The sequence below is a fragment of the Gordonia amicalis genome (assembly GCF_022059885.1).
Taxonomy (GTDB): domain Bacteria; phylum Actinomycetota; class Actinomycetes; order Mycobacteriales; family Mycobacteriaceae; genus Gordonia; species Gordonia amicalis.
Window position 1 is genome coordinate 3,190,096 of the sequence record NZ_CP091855.1, and the last position, 23,260, is coordinate 3,213,355.

20 protein-coding genes are annotated in these 23,260 nt (G+C 66.3%); 10 read left to right on the plus strand and 10 right to left on the minus strand.

Going from position 1 to position 23,260, the window contains the following annotated elements; genetic code table 11:
• The first annotated feature begins 5 nt into the window (after window positions 1-5).
• The 3 genes from IHQ52_RS14640 to IHQ52_RS14650 all read left to right on the plus strand — a co-directional run bounded on the left by IHQ52_RS14640 (window position 6) and on the right by IHQ52_RS14650 (window position 3,052).
• Window positions 6-440: a nuclear transport factor 2 family protein gene (locus IHQ52_RS14640; protein WP_024499255.1), complete on the plus strand. Its 435-nt coding sequence runs from the start codon at window positions 6-8 to the stop codon at window positions 438-440.
• 141 nt (window positions 441-581) lie between these two features.
• Window positions 582-1,904 carry an NAD(P)H-binding protein gene (locus IHQ52_RS14645; protein ID WP_024499254.1) on the plus strand — a complete coding sequence of 441 codons (1,323 nt, stop codon included), beginning with the start codon at window positions 582-584 and terminating at the stop codon, window positions 1,902-1,904.
• A gap of 131 nt (window positions 1,905-2,035) precedes the next feature.
• Complete coding sequence (locus tag IHQ52_RS14650) at window positions 2,036-3,052, plus strand: YihY/virulence factor BrkB family protein (protein WP_024499253.1); 1,017 nt, start codon at window positions 2,036-2,038, stop codon at window positions 3,050-3,052.
• Between the two features lie 4 nt (window positions 3,053-3,056).
• On the opposite strand, the gene IHQ52_RS14655 is transcribed toward IHQ52_RS14650, so the two are convergent.
• From IHQ52_RS14655 to IHQ52_RS14670, 4 genes are all read right to left on the minus strand, one after another.
• Window positions 3,057-4,571 (minus strand): acetyl-CoA hydrolase/transferase family protein, encoded by a 1,515-nt coding sequence (locus tag IHQ52_RS14655; RefSeq protein ID WP_024499252.1) that lies wholly within the window; start codon window positions 4,569-4,571, stop codon window positions 3,057-3,059.
• Window positions 4,572-4,712: 141 nt separating this feature from the next.
• Complete coding sequence (locus IHQ52_RS14660; RefSeq protein ID WP_024499251.1) at window positions 4,713-5,033, minus strand: DMT family transporter; 321 nt, start codon at window positions 5,031-5,033, stop codon at window positions 4,713-4,715.
• 2 nt (window positions 5,034-5,035) lie between these two features.
• Window positions 5,036-5,386, minus strand: coding sequence for a DMT family transporter (locus IHQ52_RS14665; protein WP_024499250.1), 351 nt, complete (start codon window positions 5,384-5,386; stop codon window positions 5,036-5,038).
• 102 nt (window positions 5,387-5,488) lie between these two features.
• A complete protein-coding gene (locus IHQ52_RS14670; protein ID WP_024499249.1) occupies window positions 5,489-5,953 on the minus strand; it encodes a DoxX family protein in 465 nt (154 codons plus the stop codon).
• A 114-nt stretch (window positions 5,954-6,067) separates the two neighbouring features.
• Here IHQ52_RS14670 and IHQ52_RS14675 point away from each other — a divergent pair, with 114 nt between their 5' ends.
• Complete coding sequence (locus IHQ52_RS14675) at window positions 6,068-6,541, plus strand: MarR family winged helix-turn-helix transcriptional regulator (protein ID WP_024499248.1); 474 nt, start codon at window positions 6,068-6,070, stop codon at window positions 6,539-6,541.
• A gap of 59 nt (window positions 6,542-6,600) precedes the next feature.
• On the opposite strand, the gene IHQ52_RS14680 is transcribed toward IHQ52_RS14675, so the two are convergent.
• The 4 genes from IHQ52_RS14680 to IHQ52_RS14695 all read right to left on the minus strand — a co-directional run bounded on the left by IHQ52_RS14680 (window position 6,601) and on the right by IHQ52_RS14695 (window position 15,299).
• A complete protein-coding gene (locus IHQ52_RS14680; RefSeq protein WP_024499247.1) occupies window positions 6,601-10,065 on the minus strand; it encodes a serine/threonine-protein kinase in 3,465 nt (1,154 codons plus the stop codon).
• 161 nt (window positions 10,066-10,226) lie between these two features.
• On the minus strand, window positions 10,227-11,240 hold the full coding sequence (locus IHQ52_RS14685) for an NAD(P)H-dependent flavin oxidoreductase (protein ID WP_024499246.1): 1,014 nt from the start codon (window positions 11,238-11,240) through the stop codon (window positions 10,227-10,229).
• A gap of 18 nt (window positions 11,241-11,258) precedes the next feature.
• On the minus strand, window positions 11,259-12,725 hold the full coding sequence (locus IHQ52_RS14690; protein WP_035760598.1) for a sugar porter family MFS transporter: 1,467 nt from the start codon (window positions 12,723-12,725) through the stop codon (window positions 11,259-11,261).
• 177 nt (window positions 12,726-12,902) lie between these two features.
• Complete coding sequence (locus IHQ52_RS14695) at window positions 12,903-15,299, minus strand: sensor domain-containing protein (RefSeq protein WP_394855162.1); 2,397 nt, start codon at window positions 15,297-15,299, stop codon at window positions 12,903-12,905.
• Window positions 15,300-15,619: 320 nt separating this feature from the next.
• On the opposite strand from IHQ52_RS14695, the gene IHQ52_RS14700 reads away from it, so the two are divergent.
• The 3 genes from IHQ52_RS14700 to IHQ52_RS14710 all read left to right on the plus strand — a co-directional run bounded on the left by IHQ52_RS14700 (window position 15,620) and on the right by IHQ52_RS14710 (window position 18,683).
• A complete protein-coding gene (locus IHQ52_RS14700) occupies window positions 15,620-16,783 on the plus strand; it encodes a beta-ketoacyl synthase N-terminal-like domain-containing protein (RefSeq protein WP_024499243.1) in 1,164 nt (387 codons plus the stop codon).
• 94 nt (window positions 16,784-16,877) lie between these two features.
• The gene (locus IHQ52_RS14705) at window positions 16,878-17,768 is read left to right on the plus strand and encodes a hypothetical protein (RefSeq protein WP_024499242.1); all 891 of its coding nucleotides are present in this window, start codon (window positions 16,878-16,880) and stop codon (window positions 17,766-17,768) included.
• Between the two features lie 48 nt (window positions 17,769-17,816).
• Entirely contained in the window at window positions 17,817-18,683 is an 867-nt protein-coding gene (locus IHQ52_RS14710; protein WP_024499241.1) for an LLM class F420-dependent oxidoreductase, read from the plus strand.
• 69 nt (window positions 18,684-18,752) lie between these two features.
• Here IHQ52_RS14710 and IHQ52_RS14715 read toward each other — a convergent pair whose 3' ends face one another.
• The gene (locus tag IHQ52_RS14715) at window positions 18,753-20,345 is read right to left on the minus strand and encodes an ABC transporter permease (RefSeq protein WP_024499240.1); all 1,593 of its coding nucleotides are present in this window, start codon (window positions 20,343-20,345) and stop codon (window positions 18,753-18,755) included.
• Window positions 20,346-20,347: 2 nt separating this feature from the next.
• Window positions 20,348-21,265, minus strand: a complete 918-nt coding sequence (locus IHQ52_RS14720) for an ABC transporter ATP-binding protein (RefSeq protein WP_024499239.1) — start codon at window positions 21,263-21,265, stop codon at window positions 20,348-20,350.
• Window positions 21,266-21,402: 137 nt separating this feature from the next.
• Between IHQ52_RS14720 and IHQ52_RS14725 the strand changes: the two genes are divergently transcribed.
• From IHQ52_RS14725 to IHQ52_RS14735, 3 genes are all read left to right on the plus strand, one after another.
• Window positions 21,403-21,999, plus strand: coding sequence for a sulfite oxidase-like oxidoreductase (locus IHQ52_RS14725; RefSeq protein WP_024499238.1), 597 nt, complete (start codon window positions 21,403-21,405; stop codon window positions 21,997-21,999).
• Window positions 21,996-22,712, plus strand: coding sequence for a ferredoxin reductase (locus IHQ52_RS14730; RefSeq protein WP_024499237.1), 717 nt, complete (start codon window positions 21,996-21,998; stop codon window positions 22,710-22,712). Before IHQ52_RS14725 ends, IHQ52_RS14730 begins: the two co-directional genes overlap by 4 nt.
• Before the next feature lie 66 nt (window positions 22,713-22,778).
• Complete coding sequence (locus IHQ52_RS14735; RefSeq protein ID WP_024499236.1) at window positions 22,779-23,255, plus strand: glutathione peroxidase; 477 nt, start codon at window positions 22,779-22,781, stop codon at window positions 23,253-23,255.
• The last annotated feature ends 5 nt before the right edge of the window (window positions 23,256-23,260 follow it).

Below are 23,260 nucleotides of genomic sequence, written 5' to 3' on the forward strand. Positions count from 1 at the left end.
GAGCCGTGAACACCTCAGAGATCGCCGACCGGTTCGATATCGCCGACACGCTCTACAGATATGCCCGTGCCGTCGACACGAAGGACTGGGATCTGTGGCGCTCGGTGTTCACTGCCGACGCCACGGTCGACTATTCCTCGGCGCCCGCCGGTCGATCGGGAAGCCGCGACGAGATCGCCGCGTGGCTGGAGGAGAGCTTCGCATTCGTCACGGTCAGCCAGCACTTCATCACCAACATCGAATACTCCTTCGAGGGCGACCGCGCCCAGGTCCGCGCGATGTTCTACAACCCCATGCAGTTCGTGGGGATGACCGAACTCAGCACGTGCGGCGGGAACTATCACCACTCGATGGTGCGCACCGAAACGGGCTGGCGGAGCGAACGCCTGCACGAAGAGAGCCTCTGGTTCGTCAATTCGCCCCTTGCGCAGGACGACTGACGACGCGACGCGACGCCGTCCGGCGTTACCGACCTGTGGCCAGAGGGAACGATCCGGCACCAACACCTGGCGACGGGCCCGGCGTCGAGGTTTCCGCTCCTAGCCTGAGGGGTAACGCCCGAAGGCACACAGAGGAGTCATGTGAACGACACGCGAACCTGTCTGGTCACCGGAGCGACCGGCTACGTCGGCGCCCGGCTGGCACCCCGGTTGCTCGACCGCGGTCACCGTGTCCGTGCGCTGGCCCGGACACCGTCGAAGCTGGCCGACGCGCCGTGGACGGCCGACCCGCGTGCAGAGGTCGTCCAGGGTGACCTGTCGGACCGTGACTCACTGGTGGCGGCCTTCGACGGCGTCGACGTCGTCTATCACCTGGTTCATTCGATGAGCACCGACGCAGACTTCGCAACCGAAGAGCGACGCTCTGCTGAGAACGTGGTGGCAGCTGCACAGGAGTGCGGCGTGTCCCGGATCGTCTATCTGGGTGGGTTGCATCCAGAGGGAACCGAACTGTCCGAACACCTGGCATCGCGGGCCGAGGTCGGCGACATCCTCATCGAGTCGCCGGTCGAAGCCGTCGCGCTGCAGGCCGGAACCCTCATCGGGTCCGGATCGGCGTCGTTCGAACTCATCCGCCACCTCACCGAGCGGTTGCCGGCGATGACGACACCGCGGTGGGTCAGCAACAAGATCCAGCCCATTGCCGTCTCCGACGCGATGCACTACCTCGTCGAGGCCGCGACCGCGGAGGTCCCGTCGTCTCGAACCTGGGACATCGGCGGACCGGATGTGCTGGAGTACGGCGACATGATGCGGATCTACGCACAGGTCGCCGGGCTCCGCCCGCGGACGATGGTCGTCCTTCCGTTCCTCACACCGTCGGTGGCGAGTCGTTGGGTCCGCTTCGTGACACCTATCCGGGGAAAGATCGCCCGGCCGCTGATCGAGTCGCTGGAATGCGACGCCGTCTGCCGAAACCGCGACATCGACTCGATCATCCCCCGCCCACCGGGCGGGTTGACGCCGTACAGCCGCGCAGTCGCCGAGACACTGAACCGGGCCGAACGTGGTGCCGCACCGGCGACGTGGGCGAAGGCCGCCGCGGATGTGCCTGCTTCCGAACCGATCCCGACCGACCCCGACTGGGCCGGAGAAGAGGTGTTCGAGACGAGTACGACGACCGTCGAGAACGGATCCGCCGACGAGATCTGGGATTCCCTCGAGCGGCGCGGGCAGGTGGTCGGCGAGAAGCGTCCCGAGTTCCTGCGCGTTCGGGTGAGCGAGGACTCACGCGGGAACGGGTTCATCGAATACGCGTTGCGCGACCTCGGTGGCGATTCCCCACGTACCGAGGTGACCACCACCTGCCGCTTCTTTCCCCACGGGATCGTCGGACTCGCCTACTGGCGACTCGGAGGTCCGTTTCGCGCACTCGGTGTGCCGTCCGCGGATCCGTTTCACTGAGGCGCAGATCGGATTCGCCGACCAACGGACCGGGCTACCGGGGATCGGGCGTCTCACGGGATACAGTCAGCGGACCCGCCGATCGGGCGGTGCCAGCACGACCGGGCGGACGACGAGCAGAAGGTGATCGGGTGTCGCTGTCGGAACGGATCGACGACTTCCAGCGACGTCATCCGGCGACCGGGTTCCCCCTGGCGGTGATCTACAAGTTCGTCGACGATCAGGGCGCGTACCTGGCAGCACTCTGCACCTATTACGCGTTCATCTCCCTGTTCCCGCTGCTGTTGTTGTTCTCGACGATCCTGGGCATCGTGCTCGCCGACAATCCGGAACTGCAGGAGCGGATCCTGGACTCGGCGATGAGTCAGATCCCGGTCATCGGGAGCCAGCTCGGAGAGCCCGAGAAGCTCAGCGGCGGGATCCCGGCCCTCGTGATCGGTGTGCTCGTCTCGCTGTACGGCGGTCTGGGTGTCGCCGTCGCGGCCCAGAATGCGATGAACACGATCTGGGCAGTGCCACGCAACGAACGACCGGACCCGATCTTCGTGCGTCTGCGCGGCCTGGTGCTGCTGTCGACGGTCGGCCTCGCCGTCATCGGACTGACCGTTGTCAACGGCCTCGCCGCCGGTATCGAGCTGGGCGTCGTCGGACGCTGGTTCGCGATTCTCGGCTCTGTCGTGCTGAGCACGTCCGTCTTCATCGTGGCGTTCCGGTTCGGTACCGCTCGAGCCCTGTCGGTGCGCGACGTCCTACCCGGTGCGCTGGCGGCCGCGGCGTGCTGGCAGGCGATCCAGACCTTCGGCGCGGTGTACGTCGCACGCGTCATCGCCAACGCGAGCTCCACCAACGGCGTCTTCGCCATCGTTCTCGGGCTGCTCGCGTTTCTCTATGTGACCTCGATCGTGCTGGTGTTCTGCCTCGAAGCCAATTCCGTACGAGTGGATCACCTGTATCCGCGATCGCTGCTGACACCGTTCACCGACAACGTCATCCTCACCGAAGGCGACGAGGCCGCCTACTCGGCGCAGGTCAGGGCGCAGCGGAACAAGGGGTTTCAGGCGATCGACGTGACTTTCGACAACCCACGCGAGGACCGCACGAACGGGGAGGACGCCCCGGGTGGTCAGGGTGGAGACGATTCGCGCTGAGTCCTCAGCGCATGGAGCCGGTCTCCAGGTACCGCTGATGGAAGCTGAACGCCTCACCGAGGATGTGCGGGGTCTGGCCGGCGGCCGGCATCGCCTCGGCGCGGACGAAGTAATCGTTCAGCATCGGCCGGAACTCCGGGTGCGCACATTTCTCGATGATCAGGGGCGCGCGGCGTCGCGGCGACAGGCCACGTAGGTCGGCCAACCCGTGTTCGGTGACGATCACCTGGCAGTCGTGTTCGGTGTGGTCGACGTGTGGCGTCATCGGCACGATCGACGAGATCGCGCCGTCGCGGGCCGTCGACGGACTCAGGAACAACGACACATAACCGTTGCGGGCGAAGTCACCCGACCCGCCGATGCCGTTCATGATCCTGGTGCCCATCACGTGCGTCGAGTTCACGTTGCCGTAGATGTCGGCCTCCAGCATGCCGTTCATCGCGATCACACCGAGACGGCGGACGACCTCGGGATGGTTGCTGATCTCCTGCGGACGCAGGGTGATGTGGTTCCGGTAGAAGTCGATGTTGGACGTCAGTTCCTCGATACCCGCCTCGCTCAGTGCCAGTGCGGTCGACGACGCGTGTGAGACGGTCCCGTCCTTGATCAGCCGCAGCATGCTGTCCTGGATGACCTCGGAATAGCAGGTCAGTCCCTTGTAGGGGCCGCGGTCCAGACCGCCGAGCACGGCGTTGGCGACGTTGCCGATACCTGCTTGCAGAGGAAGCAGCGTGTCGGCGGGTAGCCGGCCGTTGCGGACCTCGTAGTCGAAGAAGTCGAGGACGTGACCGGCGATCGCCTCACTGATGGCGTCGGGCGGGGTCACGGGGCTGGCGCTGTCGCGGTGGTCGGTCTCCACGACGGCGACGACCTTGGCCGGGTCGACCCGGAAGGTCGGCTGGCCGATCCGGTCCTGTACGCGGGTCAGCGGGATCGGCTTGCGGTTGGGCGGAAGTGCCGTGCCGTAGTACACGTCGTGCATTCCCTCGACGCCCGCGGGTACCCACGAGTTGACCTCGAGGATGACCTTCTCGGCCACGTCGAGCCAGGTCTTGTTGTTGCCGATGGACGCGGACGGAATCAGCTCCCCCGATTCGGTGATTCCGGCAACCTCGACGACGGCGACGTCGACTTTGCCGTAGTAGCCCACCCACACCTGCTGGGCCACGTGGGACAGGTGTATGTCGACGTAGTCCATCCGACCGTCGTTGATGCGTTTACGGGCGGTGGCCTCCGACTGGTACGGCATCCGCAGTGCGATGCCGTCGACCTCGGTGAGGAGGCGTTCGGTCTCGGTCGAGACCGAGGCGCCGGTCAGCAGGTTGATGGTGAAATTCGAACCTGTCGCCCGGGCTCCCCTGATCTTGTCCGCGAGGGCGGGGATGATCACCTTCGGTGTTCCGGCACTGGCAAATCCGCTGATCGCCACGGTGTCGTCGGGCTGGATGAACTGCACTGCGTCGTCGGCGGACATCACCTTCGACGCGTATGCGGTGCTGCGAATACGTCCCGACGGCACGGAACTACCTACGGTGGGGGTCACGTCCCTCAGGATAAGCGCAGGTCGAAATGATCACGGTCACGGATGACCGAGGCATGTCGATCGCGGCATGGTATGAGGCCTCGGGTGAGTTGGGTCGGTTGACCTGTCCGGTAGGTCTCAGTGCACAGCGCCCAGCTCGACGAGCAGCACTCCCACGACGATGACTCCGATGCCGGCCAGCACCCGGGGGGTGAGTCTTTCCCGGAACAGGAAGTGGGCTGCGATGGCGGTCGCCGCCACACCGGCCGCCGCCCAGATCCCATAGGCGACACCGAGCGGGATTCCCAGACGAAGTGCGACTGTCAGTGCGACGAAGGCGGTGAGATAGCCGACCACCACGATCCCGTAGAACCGCGGTCTCCCGTCGGTGGCCACGCGGAGTGCGAGCGTGGCACTGACCTCCGCCACGATCGCCAGGATGACGAATACGTACCCCACGTTCAGGCCTCGTCGATCATCGCGGCGACCGGTGCGTGGGACGAGGACCCGGATTCGACGAGCACGACCCCGATCATGATGCACACGATCCCCACCGCCATGACGGGACTGAACGCCTCATCGAAGATCAGGGCGGCGAGCACCGCCGTCAGGGCGACGCCGGCCGCCGACCACACGCCGTACGCGACGCCGATCCCCATCCCCCGCTTCAGGACTGCGGCCAGCAGCATGAAGGCCGTCGCGTAGCCGACGACCACCACGAGGTAGAGGACCGGGAGTGATTCCGAGCCTTTGAGAGACAACGTCGCGGCGACCTCGGACACGATCGCGCCGATGAGGAGGATCCTGGGCAATGGGGTTCCTTCGACGGTTGAGGGACTTCGCGCGAAATCTACCCCGCCAACGGCTCGGACCCGCAGCCTGGGCTGCGGGTCCGAAAACGGGTGTGTGTGCGGTCAGTTGGCGGAGCCGACCGTCGTCGCCGGACGGTTGCCGTCGACGGCGCGCCAGGGTGCCTTGGTGCCGAGGATCGCGTCGATGCTGAGACGGCCTGCGCCGACCACGGCCAGCAGAAGCGCGCCGGCGCCGAGTGCCAGCACGAGTTCATAGCCGCCGTCGGAGGCCCAGATGCCGTTGTCGATGTGGGCGATGAACAGCGCGCCCAGCATGTCGAGGAAGAACAGCAGGCCGACGACCGGGGTGAGCAGACCGGCGATCAGAGCGATACCGCCGAGGATCTCGAGCCAGGTGACGAGGAACGCCGAGATCGCGGGCAGTGGAACGTCCATCATCTCGAACCCGGCTTTGGGGCCGGCCCACCCGTTCTGCTGGAACTTCTGCAGGCCATGGGCGAGGAAAACGGCGCCGAATGCGATGCGTGCGAGGAGGATTCCCACGCTCCGGACGATGGGACTGGACATGGAAAACCGCCTTGAGCTCGAGGATTCACTTGATGTGTCAATTGATGAACCTAGGCCCAATGATTGATGAGTCAAGTGAAGCTTCAAGTAATGGAGATCGGATAGACTGCGCGAATGTCCGGTGAGCAGGAGCCCAGATGGCTCGACGACGAGGAGATGGACGCCTGGATTCAGGTGGCCACGGCGCTGGCTCGGCTCCCCCATGCGCTCGACGCTCAACTGCTCCGGGAAGCGCAGCTCACCCACTTCGAATACGAGGTCCTCTCCGCGTTGTCCGAAGCGCCCGACCGTACGTTGCGGATGAGTGAGCTCGCCGAGATGTCCTATGGTTCCCTGTCGCGTCTCTCCCATGTCGTGGGTCGGCTGGAGAAACGAGAATGGGTGCGCCGCCATCAGTGCCCGGAGGACGGTCGCTTCACGAATGCGGTTCTGACAGAAGCGGGTTGGGAGAAGGTCGTGGCTACTGCGCCCGGTTATGTCGCCAATGTGCGTCGGCTCGTCGTCGACCGCGTGACCCGTGCGCAGTTGCGTCAGGTGTCAGCGATCGGGCGACGCGTCAACGACAGCGACGAACCCGGCAGGCGCTGACGGTCGTCCACGGCTCGCGGTCAGCTGCTGTGTGCCGACGACACCGGGCAACTCGATCTTCACTCCGTGAGGGGCGACGTGTGCAGTCTGTCCAGGAACGGGACGACCACCGGGTCCACGTCCCCGCGAGCGGTTGTACCCAGTCTTCGGACGATGTGTTGGACACCGGATCCCGCATCGAGCACGGGTTGCACGAGACCCAGACGGGCACAGCGATCGAGGATCGGGAGAAGCAGTTCCTCCGCCTCGGCGAGGGACCCGCTCGCGGCCAGACATTCGGCCAGGAGCAGCCGGGCGTCGAGCTCCGCTCTCGGCCGGGTCGTCTCGTCGATCGACCCGGCCAGGGCGCGTGCCCGTCGGCACGCGGCGTTCCGGGTGTCGGTGGTACCGACGGCCAGGAGTGCGCGGATGGCTGCCTCCTCGGTCTTCTCGGCGGTGACCTGAACGATTCCGTCCGGAAGGTCGTGCGGCATCTCGGCCGGGAACGAATCTGCGGACAGCGCTGACGCACCGATACCCGAACGGATGCGTTCGGCCGTGATGTGGGCGGCCAACCGCGGGAGATTCAGCGCCTGTGCCAGCCGTTCGCCCTCGTCCAGCCGCTCGGCGGCCTGGTCATCTTGCCCGAGAGCGTGTTTCGCGCGTGCGCCGACGACATAGGTGGCGAGCATGATCTCGACGATGCCCCCCTCGGCGCCGAGGTTGTAGGTGTCGTCGAGGAGCCGCTGGGCCTCGTCCACATTCCCGCGTTCGTACAGCAACTCCCCGAGGAGCGCGCCACTGAGCCGGGAGCCGTAGGAGCGGTCCTCGTCGGAGGCACGAGCGAGTCCCATCGCGTGCCGGAACGATGCCTCGGCGGCGTCGAAGTCCAGTTTTTCCCGCGCCGCCACGCCGTCGAGGATGTATCCGTAGATGACGCTGAACGGTCCTTTCGTCCGGCGGTGGTGCGGACGTGCCCAGCGCTGCCATTCCCGGGCCTCGTCGTAGGCGAACCGTTGGATCTCGCGGAACGATGCGACAGCGGCGACGCCGGACAGAACCCACGGACGCAGGCGCTCGGCGCGCACCATGCAGGCCCCGACGGCCTCGTCGACGCCCTCGAGTTGATCGTCGAGAACATTCATCGAGGCACGGATGAGTCCGGTCTCCGCGCGGATGTCGGCGACATCGCCATCGGGGCCGGCGCCGGCCGGGAGTGCGGCATCGATGGAGGCGAGCGCCGTGTTCGCCGGTGCCCGGTGGTGAAGAAGCGCGTGCGCCCAGGCGAGCGCCAGCTGGAGATCCGGTCGCTGCCTGCGCGTTGTCACCGGGAGCTTGGCGGCGAGGCCGAGCAGGGTGCTCATCTTGGACTGTTCGAGCAGGTCGTAGCCTTCGCGTTCGACCAGGTCGACCGCCTCGGACTCATCGCCGGCGGCGAGGAAATGGTCGACGGCCGGGCTGAACATGCGCCGCTCGGCGAACCACGCGGCTGCTCGCCGGTGGAGATCGTCGCATCTGTCGGACTCCTGCCGTTCGAGTCGACGACGCAGGAAGTGGGCGAACAGGTTGTGGTAGCGGAACCACTGTCCTTCGGGGTCGAGTCGGGTGAGGAACAGGTCACGTTCCTCGATGTCCTCGAGCATGCTCTGGGTGTGGCGTCGGCCCGTCAACGCGGCCGCCAGCGACGCACAGATCCGTTCGCTGACCGAGGTCGCCAGGAGGAAGTCGAGGAGGTCCGGGTCGAGGCTGTCGAGGACGTTCTCGGCGAGGTACTCCCCCAGTTCGCGGTGGTTCGCCGAGAACTGACGGATCGCCGCGCGGGGATCGTCGTGCTCGCGCAGCGCCAGGGACGCCAGCTGCAGGGCGGCCACCCAGCCGTCGGTGGTCTCCTCGAGCTCGGCGACATCGGTGTCGTCGATCGGCAGCCCGGTTCCCCCGGTGAGTAGCTCGCGAGACTCGTCGATGTCGAAACGCAGTGCCGCGGCGTCGATTTCGATGAGTTCGTTCTTCACTCGAAGACTGCTGAGCGGCAGATATCGGCGTGTGCGGCTGGTGACGACGAGCTGGAGGTGGTGGCAACCGTTGTCGATCAGGAACTGCGCGATCGCCCGGCTCGCCGGGTTGGTGATCCGATGCCAGTCGTCGAGGACGATGCGGATGTGCTCGTCGGTCGTGTGGGCGCGATTGATCAGCGTGGTCAGCACGTAGCGCTCGGCGCCTTCGCCGTACTCCTCCAAGGTGCGGGTGAGCTCATTCCCCAGGCCGGGAAACGTCACGCTGATCGCGTCGACGAGGTGCGACAGAAACCATGCGGGTGTGTTGTCGTCCTCGTCGATCGCCAACCACGCCGTCTTTCCGCCGGTGGTCTCGGCTGCCTGGACGTACTGGGCGGCCAGCACGGTCTTCCCGTATCCCGCGGGTCCGTGGATCAGGATCAGCCGTGCCCGATTGCCGGTGGTCAGCCGCGCGAGCAACCGGGTGCGTGGAACCGTGGCGTGGGCCAGGACCGGCGGCCGGTACTTGGCGGTGATGACGGGCGGACGCCCCGAATCCGATCCGTCGGCGCGGGTGTCGAGGTGTGGGTACTCCGAGGTGTCCGTGGACGAGTCGGACTCGGTCGGCGCGGGACCGTCGATGTCGGCGAACAGCGGTACCGGCACCTCGGGTACGGGATATCCGAGTTCGAGGCCGGCCTGCCGCAGGGCTTCACCGAACTCGCGTGCCGTCGCATAGCGGTCTGCGGGTGTGGGGGCCATCGCCCGCGCGATGACCGTCCACAGGGGCTCCGGTATGCCTTGCGCTCGGAGGTCCGGAATCGGTTCGGTGGTGATCCGCAACAGCTGGGCGACCAGGTCCTCGTTCTTGCGACGCCCGTACGCCGGTCGGCCGGCCAGCGCCGCGAACAGTACGGCGCCGAGCCCGTACACGTCGGAGAGCACCGATGGTGACTCACCGCGCAGCACTTCCGGCGCGGTGTAGGCCGGTGTGCCGAGGACCAGTCCGCGGGTGGTGTCGTCGCGATCGGCGAGCCGGGCGATGCCGAAGTCGGTCAGCTGTGGTTGGCCGTACTCGGTGAGAAGGATGTTCGAGGGTTTCAGATCTCGATGCAGAACGCTGGCCCGATGGGAGGTCTCCAGGGCGCCGGCGATCTTGATCCCGACATCGAGGACCTCGTCGACCTCGCAAGGCCCTCGGCGACGGAGCCGCGTGTCCAGCGAGCCGCGGGCGTGGAAGGGCATGACGATGTACGGGAATCCCGATCGCGTCACGCCGGCCTCGAGAATGTGGACGATGTTGGGGTGACCCGACAGACGGCCCATCGCCTGCTGTTCGCGGAGGAACCGGAGGCGATCGGTCTCGTCGCGGCCGGCCCGCAGCACCTTGACCGCCACCTCACGGTCGAGCGCAGGTTGGAGACAGCGGTAGACGACCCCGAACCCGCCACGCCCCGCGATCCGAGCGTTGGTGAAGCCCGCCGCGCTCAGATCATCCGCGATCTCCCGGGACGGGGGATCGGCTGGTCGCGTGACTGTCCGACGGGCCATCGCAGGTCCTAGAGATCGGCTCGTGTCGTCATCGATCGCGGCTGGTCGGGCGAACTCCGAATGTCTGGTTCGGCCGACAGACGCACCGCAGGCTCATTCATGGCGTCCCCTCGTCGTCTCAGAGTCTAGGCGCCGGGGCGCGGCGATTGCCGCGGCATGGGTCAGCCGAGACGGCGGATCGTGTCGGCCGCGGACTCGACGGCGGCGTCGCGGAATCCGCTCCCGGCCCAGAGGTTGATGCCGTCGGGGTCGGTGGCGGCGGCGCGTCGGATGCCACCGGTGAGCTTGTTGACCGCCGGATACTCGGCCACCGCGGCGTCGGAGAACTCGTCGGTGAAGCGGTTGCGCAGCGCCCGTGCGGGGCGTCCGCTGAACGCGCGGGTCACCACCGTTTCGGTGCGCGCCGGATCGGCCAGCGCGTCCGCGTGCGCCGGCTTGGTTCCGGCTTCGTGGGTGCGCAGCAGCACGGTGCCGACCTGCACCGCGACCGGACCGAGGGATCGCACCTCGCCGGCTCGATCACGGGTCGACACACCGCCCGCCGCCACGAGAGGAAGATCGACGCGTGCAATCACCGCCCGGACGAGGTCGTCCAGCGGTTGGGTGGGCGGTTCGGTCCGACGGTCGAACACCGACCGATGACCGCCGGCGTCGGGTCCCTGCACACACAGCCAGTCGGCGCCGGCCTCGGCGGCCCTGCTCGCGTCGTCCTCGGTGGTGACGGTGACGCCCACGTTGCAGCCATGGCGTCGCAGTTCGCCGACGGTGTCGGCCGATGGGCAACCGAAAGCGAACGAGACGAAGGGAATTCGTTCGTCGCACATCAGCGCGATCTTGGCGTCGAACCGATCGTCGTCGTCGCCGAGTTCCTCGATGGCGGGCAGTTCCACGCCGAGAGAGGCGGCGTAGTCGAGGAGGCGATCGCGGTAGCGTGCCACGGCGTCCCGATTCACCGGTTCGGCCTCGGGGACGAAGATGTTCACCCCGAAGGCGTCGGTGCCCCCGTCGCGGACGGCGGCGATGTCCGACGCGAGGCGCTCGGGAGTCAGGTATCCCGCGGCCAGCTGGCCCAGTCCCCCGGCCATGCTCGCGGCGATGACCAGTTCGGGGGTCGTCGGACCGCCGGCCATCGGTGCCGCGACGACCGGCACGTCGAGGTCGCGCAGATCAGCCATGGACCGGTACTCCTCCGCTCATGCCTGTTCGGGGGCTCGGGCGGCGGTGATCCGGGACAGCCTGGATTCCGCGACCGAGTCCATGTCCTCGAGTTCCAGACCCTTCGTCTCCTCGACCTTCTTGAACACGTAGACGAACGATGCCGCGGCACAGAAGGCGAAGAATCCGTAGATGATTCCGAGTCCCACGGCCTCGGTCATCGGCGGGAACAGCATCGAAATCGTGAAGTTGGCGATCCAGTTCACCGCGGTGCACACGCCGAGAGCGACACCTCGGATCCGATTGGGGAACATCTCCCCCAGCATCACCCACATGACCGGTCCCCAGGTGGCGGCGAAGGCGACGACGAACAGGTTCGCGCCGATCAGCGCGATCACACCCCACGGGTCGGGAAGCGTGACGTTCTCGCCCTCACCGATCTGCTGGGTGAACGCGACACACGCCATGAGCAGTCCGATGCACATCCCCACAGATCCGCCCAGGAGGAGTTTCCGGCGTCCGATGCGGTCGACGAACAGGATCGCCACGAACGTCATGGCCACGTTGATGACCGCCGTGATCACCGATGTCTTGAACGAGTCGCTCTCGGAGAATCCCACCGACTGCCACAGCGTCGTCGAATAGTAGAAGATCGCGTTGATGCCGACGAACTGCTGGAACACCGCGAGCCAAATACCGACCCACACCAGCGGGTGAAGTCCGACCGACGGGCCGGTGATGTCCTTGATGGACGACTTGGACTCACGCTTGACGGTGAGCTTGATCTCCTTCACCCGATCGAGCGGGTTGTTCTCTCCGGTCACCTCCTGGAGAATGCGGGCTGCTTCCTCATCGCGGTTGCGGCCCACCAGATATCGCGGTGACTCGGGGATCATCAGAGCGAGCACGCCGTAGACGACGGCGGGTACGACACCCACGAGGAACATCCATCGCCAGGCCTCCAGACCCCACCAGAGGTCGTTTGACGCACTGCCGGCAGTGTCGGCGAGAACGGCATCCGACAGCAGGGCGGCGAAGATACCCATGGTGATGGCCAGTTGCTGCATCGATGCGAGTGCGCCGCGATAACGAGCGGGCGCGATCTCGGAGATGTAGGCCGGGGCGATGACCGAGGCGATACCGATGCCGATGCCACCGAGCACGCGCCAGAGCAGCAGGTCCGGAATCGTCTGCGTGTACGCGGTGCCGATCGCCGAGATGGTGAACAATGCCGAACCGAGCAGCATCACCCGCTTGCGGCCCCACACGTCGGCCAGTCGCCCGGCGAACCATGCGCCGAGGGCGCAACCGAGCAGTGCGATCGCGACGGCGAACCCCGTCATGAGCTTGCCGAGACCGAAATTCGATTCGATCGAGTCGACGGCGCCGTTGACCACGGAACTGTCGAAGCCGAAGAGGAATCCGCCGACGGCCGCGGCAACGGTGACGCCGATGACCTTCGCCGTGTGTTGTTCGGCGATCTCGCGTTGTTGCGCGTCGGCCATCACATGACCCCGCTCGCGGGTGTGTCGCAGCACGAATCCTGGGACATGTCCGTGACCTCGCTGTCCGGTTGCATGGCCGTCGTTTTCGACGGTTTCGCGCCCAATCTACTCGCGGAGCGAGACCACGCGGCGCACATCCGAACACGCGTCGGTCTCGATCTGGTCTGGACCGGCGGGTCAGAAGTCGTCCCGTACGTCTTGGGGGGCCGAGCTCGCCGCGCCCTCGGTCACGATCTCGGCGAGCGGTTTCGGCCGTCCGTAGTGGTAGCCCTGTGCGAGGTCGCACCGGACGGCGGCGATGGTGGCGGCCTGCTCGGCGGTCTCGACGCCCTCGGCGATCACCCGGACGCCCATCGCGTGCGCGACGTCGACGATGCCCGCGAGGATCGTGCGGGCGCTCGGGCGTTCCTCGAGGGCGTCGACAAACGCCTTGGCCGTTTTGAGGATGCTGACCGGCAGTCGATACAGCTCACTCAGTGAGGAAGCGCCCGTGCCGAAGTCGTCGAGGGCGATGTGGATGCCGAGTGCCCGGATCTCACGCAGCAGGTTGAGCAGGCCGCCGTCGAGCGGTGCGAGCGCGCTCTCGGTGATCTCCAGGCAGAGTGATCGCGGGTTCATGCCGGTCTGCTCGCAGGTCGCCGTGAGTCGGTGGAGGAATTCGCCGTTGGTGAGTTCACGCCGGGAGGCGTTGACGCACAACATGATCTGCGCCAGCTCGGGCGTCGCTGCCACCTCGGCGCAGGCCGTTGCCAAGACGTGCGCGCCGACCTTGTCGATGAGCGTGGATTGCTCTGCGAGAGGGATGAACTCGGCCGGCGGGATCGAACCGAGGTCGGGGTGATTCCACCGCAGGAGTGCTTCGAGCGCGACAAGCGTTCCAGTGTCGGTGGAGACGATCGGCTGGTAGTGGATCTCCAACTGCGAGCGGTCGGTGTCCAGGGCGCGGCGCAGTTCCTCTTCGATCCGCTGGCGGCGCTGGAGTTCTTCCCGGTGCTGCGTCCGAAACTGGACGTACGGTTCTCGAGATGCCTTGCGTGCCTGGTAAAGAGCGATATCGGCATCGCGAAGGAGATCCGTGGGGGTGTACCGTTCGCCCGCCGCAACGGTGGCCACGCCGATGCTCACCCGCACCGTCAGCGGTTCGCTGCGGATGCTCACCCTCACGGGAGGTCTGATCGCGGCGCGCACCGACTCGATCTGTCGATCGATCTCGGCGGTCGTGCTCTCTTTCGTGTGGGTGGTGACCAGGACGAACTCGTCGCCCCCGATCCGCCCGACCGCACCCGCCGGGGGCGTCGCCGCCGCGAGCCGCTGGGCGACGGCGTGGAGCACCTCGTCGCCGACGGCATGACCGAGCGAATCGTTGACGAGTTTGAAATTGTCGAGGTCGATGTAATAGATCGCCACGCAACCGGAGTCGTGTTCGGCCAGGGCATCCATATGCGCCTCGAGCTCCTTGAGGATCCCCGCCCGGTTGTACAGCTGGGTGAGTGGATCGTGGACCGCGTCCCACGCCAGCCGGGTCCGCTCGCGATAGCGCTCGGTGATATCGGCGAAGGACACCAGTGCGACCGCGTCGGAGGTGTCGTCGTCGATCGGCCGGCAGCTGCACGACAGCCATCGCTCGCCGCCCGGCGTGTTGATCGTCGCGGTCGCATCGGTGATCGCGACCCCGGTCCTCAGACAACGGACGACCGGCGATTCACCGTCGACGAAGTCGAGCGGCAGATCGTGGACGAGCGAACCGGGCACGCTTTGTGGACCGAGCATGGTCGCGGCGGCCGGATTCGCCAGTTCGATTCTGCCGTCCTCTCGCACCACGATCACTGCCTGATGCAGGGCGGCCAGGATGGTGCCCAGGCGTTCGATCAGCGGTCTGCGAGTGGCTTCGGCGACGATCAGGAAGCCATCGTCCATCGACGTCACCGAGATGTGGGCCAGGAAGGTCCGATCGTTGTCGGCACGGCGGTGGAGTTGGTCCACCGTGCCACCCAGTGCCATCGCCGCCTTGATGTCGAGGGTGCCGCCGATGACCGAACCCAGTTCACGACCCAGGGCTTTGTCGGCGCTGATTCCGTACATCTGCTCGGCGGCGGGATTCCACGACCGCACGGTCATGTCCCGGTCGACGGCGATCACGGCGTTGCTGACGTGATCGAGCAACGCCGCCTGCCGCCGTAGAGCCACCTCGATCGCCTTCTGGGCGGTGATGTCGCGCAAGATCACCTGATAGGCGGGCTTGTCGTGCCACACCGTGCGTACCGAGGTGACCTCCATCGGACGTGACACCCCGTGGGCGTCGACCATCACGACTTCCTCCGGATACGTCGCCGCTCCGGCCTCCTCGCCCATGCTGACGATTCGTTCGATCATGTGCGCGAGTTCGTCAGGATGGACGAAGTCGGTGATCGGACGGCCGAGCATCTGACCCCGGTCGGTCACACGAGCGAAGTCGAGCGCCGCGGAGTTCACATAGACGATGACACCGTCCTGGTGTACGGCGATCGCGTCCGGACTGAGTTCGAGGAGGAGTCGGTAGCGTTCCGCCACCGCCGCGTCGCTGGATCGAGTCATCGGCTCGGCGTGCGGCGCGACGAGATCACCGTGGCCACCGTCCGTCGGCATCGATTCCGGCACTGCGTCAGTCCTCCCCCCACCCTGCTCCGAGCCCCCGCTGTTCATATTCCCCCACACAGGGGACAAATGGAGCGCGAAAACGACGGCAGAGTCGTGCCAAAGTCAGATTCGTCGCGACCGGCACCGTGAAATCTCGTCGCGACCGGCGCCGTGAGATGGGTCGAATGCCGCTTTCTGGGGGATTCTTGTGGGTGGGGTTCGGTCCGATGACCTCGACAATCGCTGTCAATTCCAAATCACGAAAAGGGAGTGCACCAATGACAAACAACAGATCGACCATTTCCGGTGTGGGAGCTGTGACCGGCTACGGATGGGGTCGGGAGGCCCTGTGGAACGGCCTCGTCTCGGGCAAGTCCGCAGCCGCGTTGCACGAAGGTTTCGGATTCGGTTCCGACGACCACGGGGGTCCGGGCTGGATCGTGCGAGTACCGGAGGGCGGCGACCAGGCGGACGGGAACACCCGGTTCGCCCGCGCGATGCGAAGTGCTGCGCGGGAGGCGATCGAGGATGCGTCGGAACGCGGTTGGCGTCCGGGCTGTCGCGTCGGGTTGGTACACGCCTGTGTGCTCGGCGATCTCGACATGTACCCGATGGTCACCTCCGGTGTCGGGCAGTACACGGGACGTCAGTACCTGTCCGTGACACCGTCCACGCCGGTCTCGCTCCTCATGCAGGAGTATGGCTTTCACGGTCCGGCCATGAACGTGTCGGCCATGTGCACCTCGGGGTCCGCGGCGATCGTGACCGCGAAGTCGTGGCTCGACTCCGATCTCGTCGACGACGTGCTCGTCGTCGCGACCGACCTGTCGGCGAAACCCGAGGTGGTCGGCATGTTCGTGCAGCTGGGCGTCGCCGTCACCGACACCGACGCACTCGACGCCTGCCGTCCGTTCCAGACCGGCAGCCGCGGTTTCACCTTCGGCGAGGCCGCCATCGCCTTCACGATGACCAACCGCGCCATTGACGGTTATGCAGATGTGTTGGGCGGGGCCATGTCCCACGACGCCTATCACGTCACCTCGATCGATCCGGAACTGACCAACGTCGTGGGCTGCGTGGAACAGGCGCTCTCGGCCGCCGGCGTCGCGGGCGAGGAGATCCGATATCTCAACGCGCACGGTCCGGGTACCAGGCAGTGTGATCGCGCCGAGGCGACGATCGCGGAGACGATGCTGCCCAACAGCGAGGTCTTCTCCGTCAAACCACTTGCCGGGCATTGCCAGGGAGCAGCGGGTGCGGTAGAGCTCGCCGCGTCGTTGCTCGGCTACGAGCGCGGCGAGATCCCGGCGACGCCGAGGGTGTCCGAGGGTATTCCGCAACTGCTCGACGGCCTGTCCCCTCTCGATGCGGGACCCACCGTCAAGACCTCGCTGGGGATGGGTGGCCACAACGCGGCGCTGGTGATCGCGCCCCAGCGCTGAGCGGAATCACGCCGACGCGGCGTGAATTGACCCTTTTCCATACCTATTCGGCGAGATCCAAGCGAAAACCCCAGCGAAGACTCACAATTCAGAGATGTCCAACGTGCCGGAGAACTCGGCGACCGACCGACCCACCACGGAGCACGGACCGAGGTCGGGTGCGCGTGGAGTTCTGACCGCGCTGTTGGACTCCCCCTTCGCCGGTATGTCGCCGTGGATCCTGATGGCACTGGTGACGGGACCGGGCCGCTTCGAGGAGGCAGCGGCGTCGGCCTTCGCACTTTCGTTGTTGCTGGTCGTGGGGACCCATCGCCGCGGGAGCAGCTTCAAACTGCTCGAATTGTTCGATGTGGCCTACTTCGGGACGATGGCCGCACTGGCTCTGTTCGCCTCGGACGATGTCATCGACTGGCTGGAAAAATGGGGCGGCGAGATGACCAACGTCGCGTTGGTGGCCTTCGCCCTGGGCTCGATCCTCGTGCGGCAACCCTTCACCCTCCAGTACGCCCGCGAGACCACCGAGCCGGAATACTGGACCAGTCCGCTGTTCCTGCGGATCAACTACGTCATCACCTGGGCGTGGGTCGGCGGTTTCGCCGTCGCAGCGATCTCGGGCGCCGTCGGGGACATCGTGTTGGACGACCCGAACAACTTCTGGACCGGCTGGATCATCCAGATCGGCGGCACGGTGTTCGCCATCGCGTTCACCGAGTTCTATCCCGATTACGCCACGTATCACGCCGCCGTCCGTGAGGGGTGGCCGACGGACGAGGAACCGCAGAGCATGTTCCACCTGTTCGAGTGGGTGCCCGGCTATGTCCTGGCGATCGGGATCGCCGGTCTGCTGACCGAAGAACTGAGCACAGCTGTCGGGATCGGCGTCATCGTCGTCGGGGCGGTCGGAATCAAGGTCTTCCGTCAGCTGACCGCTGCGTTCGACACCCGCCTGGCCAGGACGGTGCCGGGAACGTCGGAAGGGCCATGAACCCGGTACTCGCGCCCCCCGCCGAGGACCGTCGGTAGTGTCGTGACCATGAATCTCGACGGGGTAGGAATCTGGAGTTCGCCACTACGATACGGAGACGCCGGGGAGGCCGCGGAAGCCGCTGCCGAACTCGACGAGTTGGGCTTCACCGCCCTCTGGGTTCCCGACGTCGGCGGTCCGGTTCTCGATTCGGTGCGCAACCTGCTCGGTGCCACCGAGAAGGCGGTGGTCGCCACCGGAATCCTCAACATGTGGATGCACGAACCCGCGGATGTCGCGGCCGCGCACGCGAGTTTTGCCGATGAGTTCGGTCCGCGCTTCCTGCTCGGCCTGGGTATCAGCCACGCTCCGCTCATCGACGCGCAGGAGGCCGGCCGCTACCAGAAGCCGCTCGCCACCACCCGCGCATTCCTCGACGGGCTCGACGCCGCGCCGCAGCCGGTCCCAGCGGACAGCCGGGTCCTCGCGGCACTCGGACCGAAGATGCTCGGTCTCGCGGCGGACCGGACACTCGGGGCCCACCCGTACCTGGTCACGCCCGAGCACACCGCCACCGCTCGCGAGACCCTCGGCGACGGACCGCTGCTCGCCCCCGAGCAGACTGCGATCTTCGCCGCGGACCGCGACGAGGCGCGTGCGGTCGGCACCAAGTGGCTCACGGGTTATCTCGCGATGCCCAACTACGCCAACAACCTTCGTCGCCTCGGTTTCACCGACGAGGACCTCACCACGGTCAGCGACCGGTTGTTCGACGCACTGATCGTCTGGGGCGACGAGTCGGCGATCCTGTCGCGCATCGACGAACACCGCTCCGCCGGCGCCGATCACGTGTGCGTCCAGGTGCTCCAGAAGGACCACCGCGGCTTCCCGCGCGAGCAGTGGCGCCGGCTTGCGGCGGCTCTCCGACAGAACTGATCGCGAACCGCGATCCGTATGACATCGAGTCCGGAAACCGGGCTCGATGTCATACGGATTCGGCTGAGCTCACGGAATGTCGCGCCGTCGGAATCCGGCGAAACCGATGGCCAGGAATCCGATGGTCACCATGCCGATCCACAGAAGGCCCCACCAGTTCGCGCCGGCGGCAACGACGTCGGGTACGTGGTGGAACGGACTGAAACCGAGTGCCCACCCAGGCAATTTGAAGCTCGGGCCGAGAATGGTCATCACGAAGGACACCAGCACACCGAGCCAGATCGCCGGACGGGCCACCGGTCGGGCGCCGATCACGGCGACTGCGAAGGCGATGACCGTCCAGGTCGCGGGGATCGTCGCAAGGGCTTGGAGCAGCGCGTCGCCGAAGGTGATCCCGATGTCGGCGGTGGACGCGAAGATCCCGACCACCATCCCGGCGATCAGCAGGAACGCCGCCGTGGCCAGCAGTGCGACAGCGACATTGGTGGCGATGTAGCGCACTCGGGCAACCGATGTCGCGAGCACCGCTTCGGCCCGGTCCTCGAGTTCCTCGGTACGCACGCGGTTGACGATCTGCACGCCCGCGACCGATGCGATGATCCCGACCAGACTGAGGATCGTCGTGACGAATGCGGAGATCAAATCGGCCGGGGACGCGGCGCCGGAGGCGAAGACCCCGGCCATCGCCGGATTCGCCTCCAGCAGGCCTTTCACCGACCTGGTGAAGTAACCGAAGACAACGCCCAGACCGATGAACCCCACCGACCACGAGGCGATCGGGGCTCGGTTGAGGCGGACCGCGAGGTCCATCGGCGTTCTGCTCCGCCCCCGCGGCGGTCCGGGCCTGGACGGGACGAGTCCCTGGCCGAAATCACGTGAGACCTGAAGTACGAAGCCGACTCCGGCGAGAACAACCGCGAGTGCGACTCCGAGTGCCAGCGGCCACCAGTGATCTCCCGTTGCCGGCCGCGTCTCCTGGACCCATCCGAGCGGGTTGGCCCACGTCGTCCAGGTCGGTGCGCTCACCGAATAGAGAAAGCCTCTCAGGACGAACAGCACGCCGAGCAGCGACACCGAGATCGTCGTCGCCGCACGGGCGTCGGCGCCCACCTGGGCGCTGACAACCGCGACGGCGGCGAACATCCAACCCGTGACGGCGAATCCGGCACCGAGCAACATCGACGACCCCCAGGCGCCGCCGCACAGTCCGGTGGCCACTGCGGCCACGACACCGATCGCCAGCGAGCACAGGACGGCCATCACCAGCGCCGTCAGCAGGCGTGCCGACCGACCGAGAACACCTGAAGCCAGCAATTCGGCCTGGCCGGAGTCCTCCTGCCCGCGACTGGCCTTGACGACGATGAGGATCGCGCCGAGCGCAGCGATGAACCCACCGAGTGCGAGACTGCGCCAGGCGTTGAAGCCGTCGACAGTCGACAGGTCGTAGGCCGGGCCGAAGATCAAACCCAGCGCCGGGTTGGCCCCGACCGTGGCCGCGAAGGCCCGCCTTTCCACGAGGTCGGGAAACAGCCAGGGGTACACGAGGACCGACGACACCGACAACGCCGTGGGCAGCACGATCCACGGAGCGAACGCTCTCGCCTCGTGGTGCAGCGTCGCGGTCAACAGCGGTCGCGTACCGGCGATCGAGGCGACGGCCATGGTCACTTCTTCCCCGACGTCGAATCCTCGGACCCGTAGAGCCGGAGGAACAGGCTTTCCAGCGACGGAGGTTCGACGGTCAGCGACCGCAGTCCACACGACGTCAACACCTCCATCGCCGCACCGATGCGGTCGGAATCGACTGTGGCACTGATCCATTGGCCGTCTATGTCGACCTCGTGCAGTTCACCGAGCCGATCCTCGGACGGGATGGTCTCGAGCTCGGCACGTACCGATGTGCGGGTGTGACCACGTAGGTCCGACAGGGTCCCCGCCGCGACGATCACGCCGTCGCGAATGATGCTGAGACGATCGGCGAGGGTCTCGACCTCGGCGAGGATGTGGCTGGACAACAACACCGTGGTACCCCGGGACTTGGCCTCTCCGACCACCTCCTGGAAGACGTTCTCCATCAACGGATCCAGACCCGACGTCGGCTCGTCCAGGATGAGCAGCTCCACCTCCGATGCGAGCGCGGCGACGATCGCCACCTTCTGGCGGTTGCCCTTCGAGTACTGGCGTCCGCGCTTGGTGGTGTCGAGTTCGAAACGCCGGACCAGATCGGCACGACGATCCTCGTCGAGTCCACCGCGCATCGAACCGAGGAGATCAATCATCTCGCCGCCGGTCATCGACGGCCACAGGGCGACGTCACCGGGGACATAGGCCAGCCGTCGATGGAGTTCCACGACGTCGCGCCACGGATCGCCACCCAGTATCCGAACCTCACCCGCGTTGGCCCGCAACAATCCCAGCAGCACGCGGATCGTCGTCGACTTGCCTGCTCCGTTCGGACCGAGGAATCCGTGGACCTCCCCCCGCCGGACCCCCAGGTCGAGACCGCGCAGTGCTTCGAAACGGCCGAACGACTTGCGTAGTCCTCGTGCGTCGATGACGAGATCGGACGTGTCTACGGGCATGGCGTACCTCCGGCTCGGTGAGTCGCCACGATCGTTCCATGACGCCCGAAGCGCTGCCGGTGCAACGCGCCGAGAGGTCACACTACCGTCTACGGCCACGCGGCCGACCCGACCGCCTGGGCGTAGACTCCGCGACCATGGCGATTGTCAACCGAGGGTTCGTGGGCCGTCGGGACCGCGATGCTCGCCGGCTGCCGCCCGGGCAGTACACGACCCTTGACTTCCCGGTGTTGTCGGCCGAACCGACACCGTCGATCCCCCTGGACAAATGGTCCCTCGCCATCCAGTCTGCTGAGCACCGGGTCACGACATTCACCTGGGAGCGGTTCCAGGCGCTGCGCCACGACGAGGTCACCACCGACATCCACTGCGTCACAAGGTGGTCGAAGTTCGCGACGCGCTGGCGTGGTGTCTCCTTCGACACGCTGATCGATGCGATGCCCTTCGAACCCGCCCCGTACGTCATGGCGCACTGCTACGGCGGGTACACGACCAACGTCCCGCTCGCCGACCTGACCGGTGGACGAGGCTGGATTGCCGACACCTTCGACGGGGAACCGCTGGCACCCGAACACGGCGGTCCCGCCCGGCTCCTCGTCCCTCACCTGTACTTCTGGAAGAGCGCGAAATGGATTCGGCGCCTTCGGTTCATGCCCGAGGACATGCCGGGATTCTGGGAGGAACGCGGTTACCACATGTACGGCGACCCCTGGCGCGAGCAGCGGTACTCGTGACCGACTGGCTGCTGACGACGGTGACGTCCGTCGTCGACATCACCCCGACCGCACGCACACTGCGTCTCGCGCTCCCCGAGCCGATCCACGTGCTGCCCGGTCAGCACGTCGACATCCGGCTCACCGCCGAGGACGGCTACTCCACCGCCCGCACCTACTCGGTATCGGACGCCCGGGAGAGCCGATCGCTCGAGGTCACCGTCGAACGCCTCGAGGACGGTGAGGTGTCCCCTTACCTGGTCGATGTCGTCGAGGTCGGTGATCCTCTGGAGATCAGCGGACCGCATGGCTGGTATTTCACCTGGGCCTCCGGCGACGACCGACCGGTGCAACTGATCGGCGGTGGATCCGGGGTCGCGCCGCTCATGTCGATGGTCCGGAGCCGCGAGGTCGACGCACCGCTCACGCCCTTCTCCCTGGTGTACTCGGTGCGCAGTCCGGAACGCGTCTACTACCGCGACGAGATCCGGCAACTCATGGAGCACCATCGCCTGGATCTCCATCTCGTCCACACCCGTGACGCACCAGCCGGATCGGCGCGACCGGCCGGACGCCTCGACTCGGCGGAACTGGCCGCACTCACCATGGATCCGTCCCGATCACCGACCGTGTACATCTGCGGGCCCAATCGGTTCGTCGAGGACTGTGCGAAGTGGATGGTCGACGCCGGCCACGACCCGAGCCGTATCCGCACCGAACGATTCGGCGACTGATCCGCGGCACCTGCGGGTTCCGGCCAATGCGTTTCGTCGCGCGCGGACCGGAAGTAGCGTGGCGGCATGACTTCCGCGTACGACTTCACCGCGACCGGGATCGACGGAAACCCGGTCGACCTCTCGCAGTTCCGGGGCGACCCGCTGCTGATCGTGAACACCGCGTCGAAGTGCGGCTTCACACCCCAGTACCAAGGCCTCGAGACGCTTCATCGCGACTACCAGGAGCAGGGACTGCATGTTCTGGGTTTCCCGTGCGACCAGTTCGCACATCAGGAACCCGGCGACGAAGAAGAGATCAAGAACTTCTGTTCGCTCACCTACGACGTCACCTTCCCGATGTTCGCCAAGGTCGAGGTGAACGGGCCCGACGCCCATCCCCTCTTCGAGTGGTTACGCACCCAGAAGTCGGGAGTGTTCGGCGGACGGATCAAGTGGAACTTCACCAAGTTCCTGGTGAACCGCGACGGAGTCGTCGTCGAACGCTTCGCACCGGCCACCAAACCCGAGAAGTTGGTCGGGGCCATCGAGAAGCAGCTGTGACCCGC

Excerpts from the sequence above, each read along its gene's own strand:
- IHQ52_RS14670 (WP_024499249.1), bottom strand. The coding sequence starts at position 5,953 with ATGTCCAGTCCCATCGTCCGGAGCGTGGGAATCCTCCTCGCACGCATC.
- IHQ52_RS14675 (WP_024499248.1), top strand. The coding sequence starts at position 6,068 with ATGTCCGGTGAGCAGGAGCCCAGATGGCTCGACGACGAGGAGATGGAC.
- IHQ52_RS14680 (WP_024499247.1), bottom strand. The coding sequence starts at position 10,065 with ATGGCCCGTCGGACAGTCACGCGACCAGCCGATCCCCCGTCCCGGGAG.
- IHQ52_RS14685 (WP_024499246.1), bottom strand. The coding sequence starts at position 11,240 with ATGGCTGATCTGCGCGACCTCGACGTGCCGGTCGTCGCGGCACCGATG.
- IHQ52_RS14690 (WP_035760598.1), bottom strand. The coding sequence starts at position 12,725 with ATGGCCGACGCGCAACAACGCGAGATCGCCGAACAACACACGGCGAAG.
- IHQ52_RS14695 (WP_394855162.1), bottom strand. The coding sequence starts at position 15,299 with ATGACTCGATCCAGCGACGCGGCGGTGGCGGAACGCTACCGACTCCTC.
- IHQ52_RS14700 (WP_024499243.1), top strand. The coding sequence starts at position 15,620 with ATGACAAACAACAGATCGACCATTTCCGGTGTGGGAGCTGTGACCGGC.
- IHQ52_RS14705 (WP_024499242.1), top strand. The coding sequence starts at position 16,878 with ATGTCCAACGTGCCGGAGAACTCGGCGACCGACCGACCCACCACGGAG.
- IHQ52_RS14710 (WP_024499241.1), top strand. The coding sequence starts at position 17,817 with ATGAATCTCGACGGGGTAGGAATCTGGAGTTCGCCACTACGATACGGA.
- IHQ52_RS14715 (WP_024499240.1), bottom strand. The coding sequence starts at position 20,345 with ATGGCCGTCGCCTCGATCGCCGGTACGCGACCGCTGTTGACCGCGACG.
- IHQ52_RS14720 (WP_024499239.1), bottom strand. The coding sequence starts at position 21,265 with ATGCCCGTAGACACGTCCGATCTCGTCATCGACGCACGAGGACTACGC.
- IHQ52_RS14725 (WP_024499238.1), top strand. The coding sequence starts at position 21,403 with ATGGCGATTGTCAACCGAGGGTTCGTGGGCCGTCGGGACCGCGATGCT.
- IHQ52_RS14735 (WP_024499236.1), top strand. The coding sequence starts at position 22,779 with ATGACTTCCGCGTACGACTTCACCGCGACCGGGATCGACGGAAACCCG.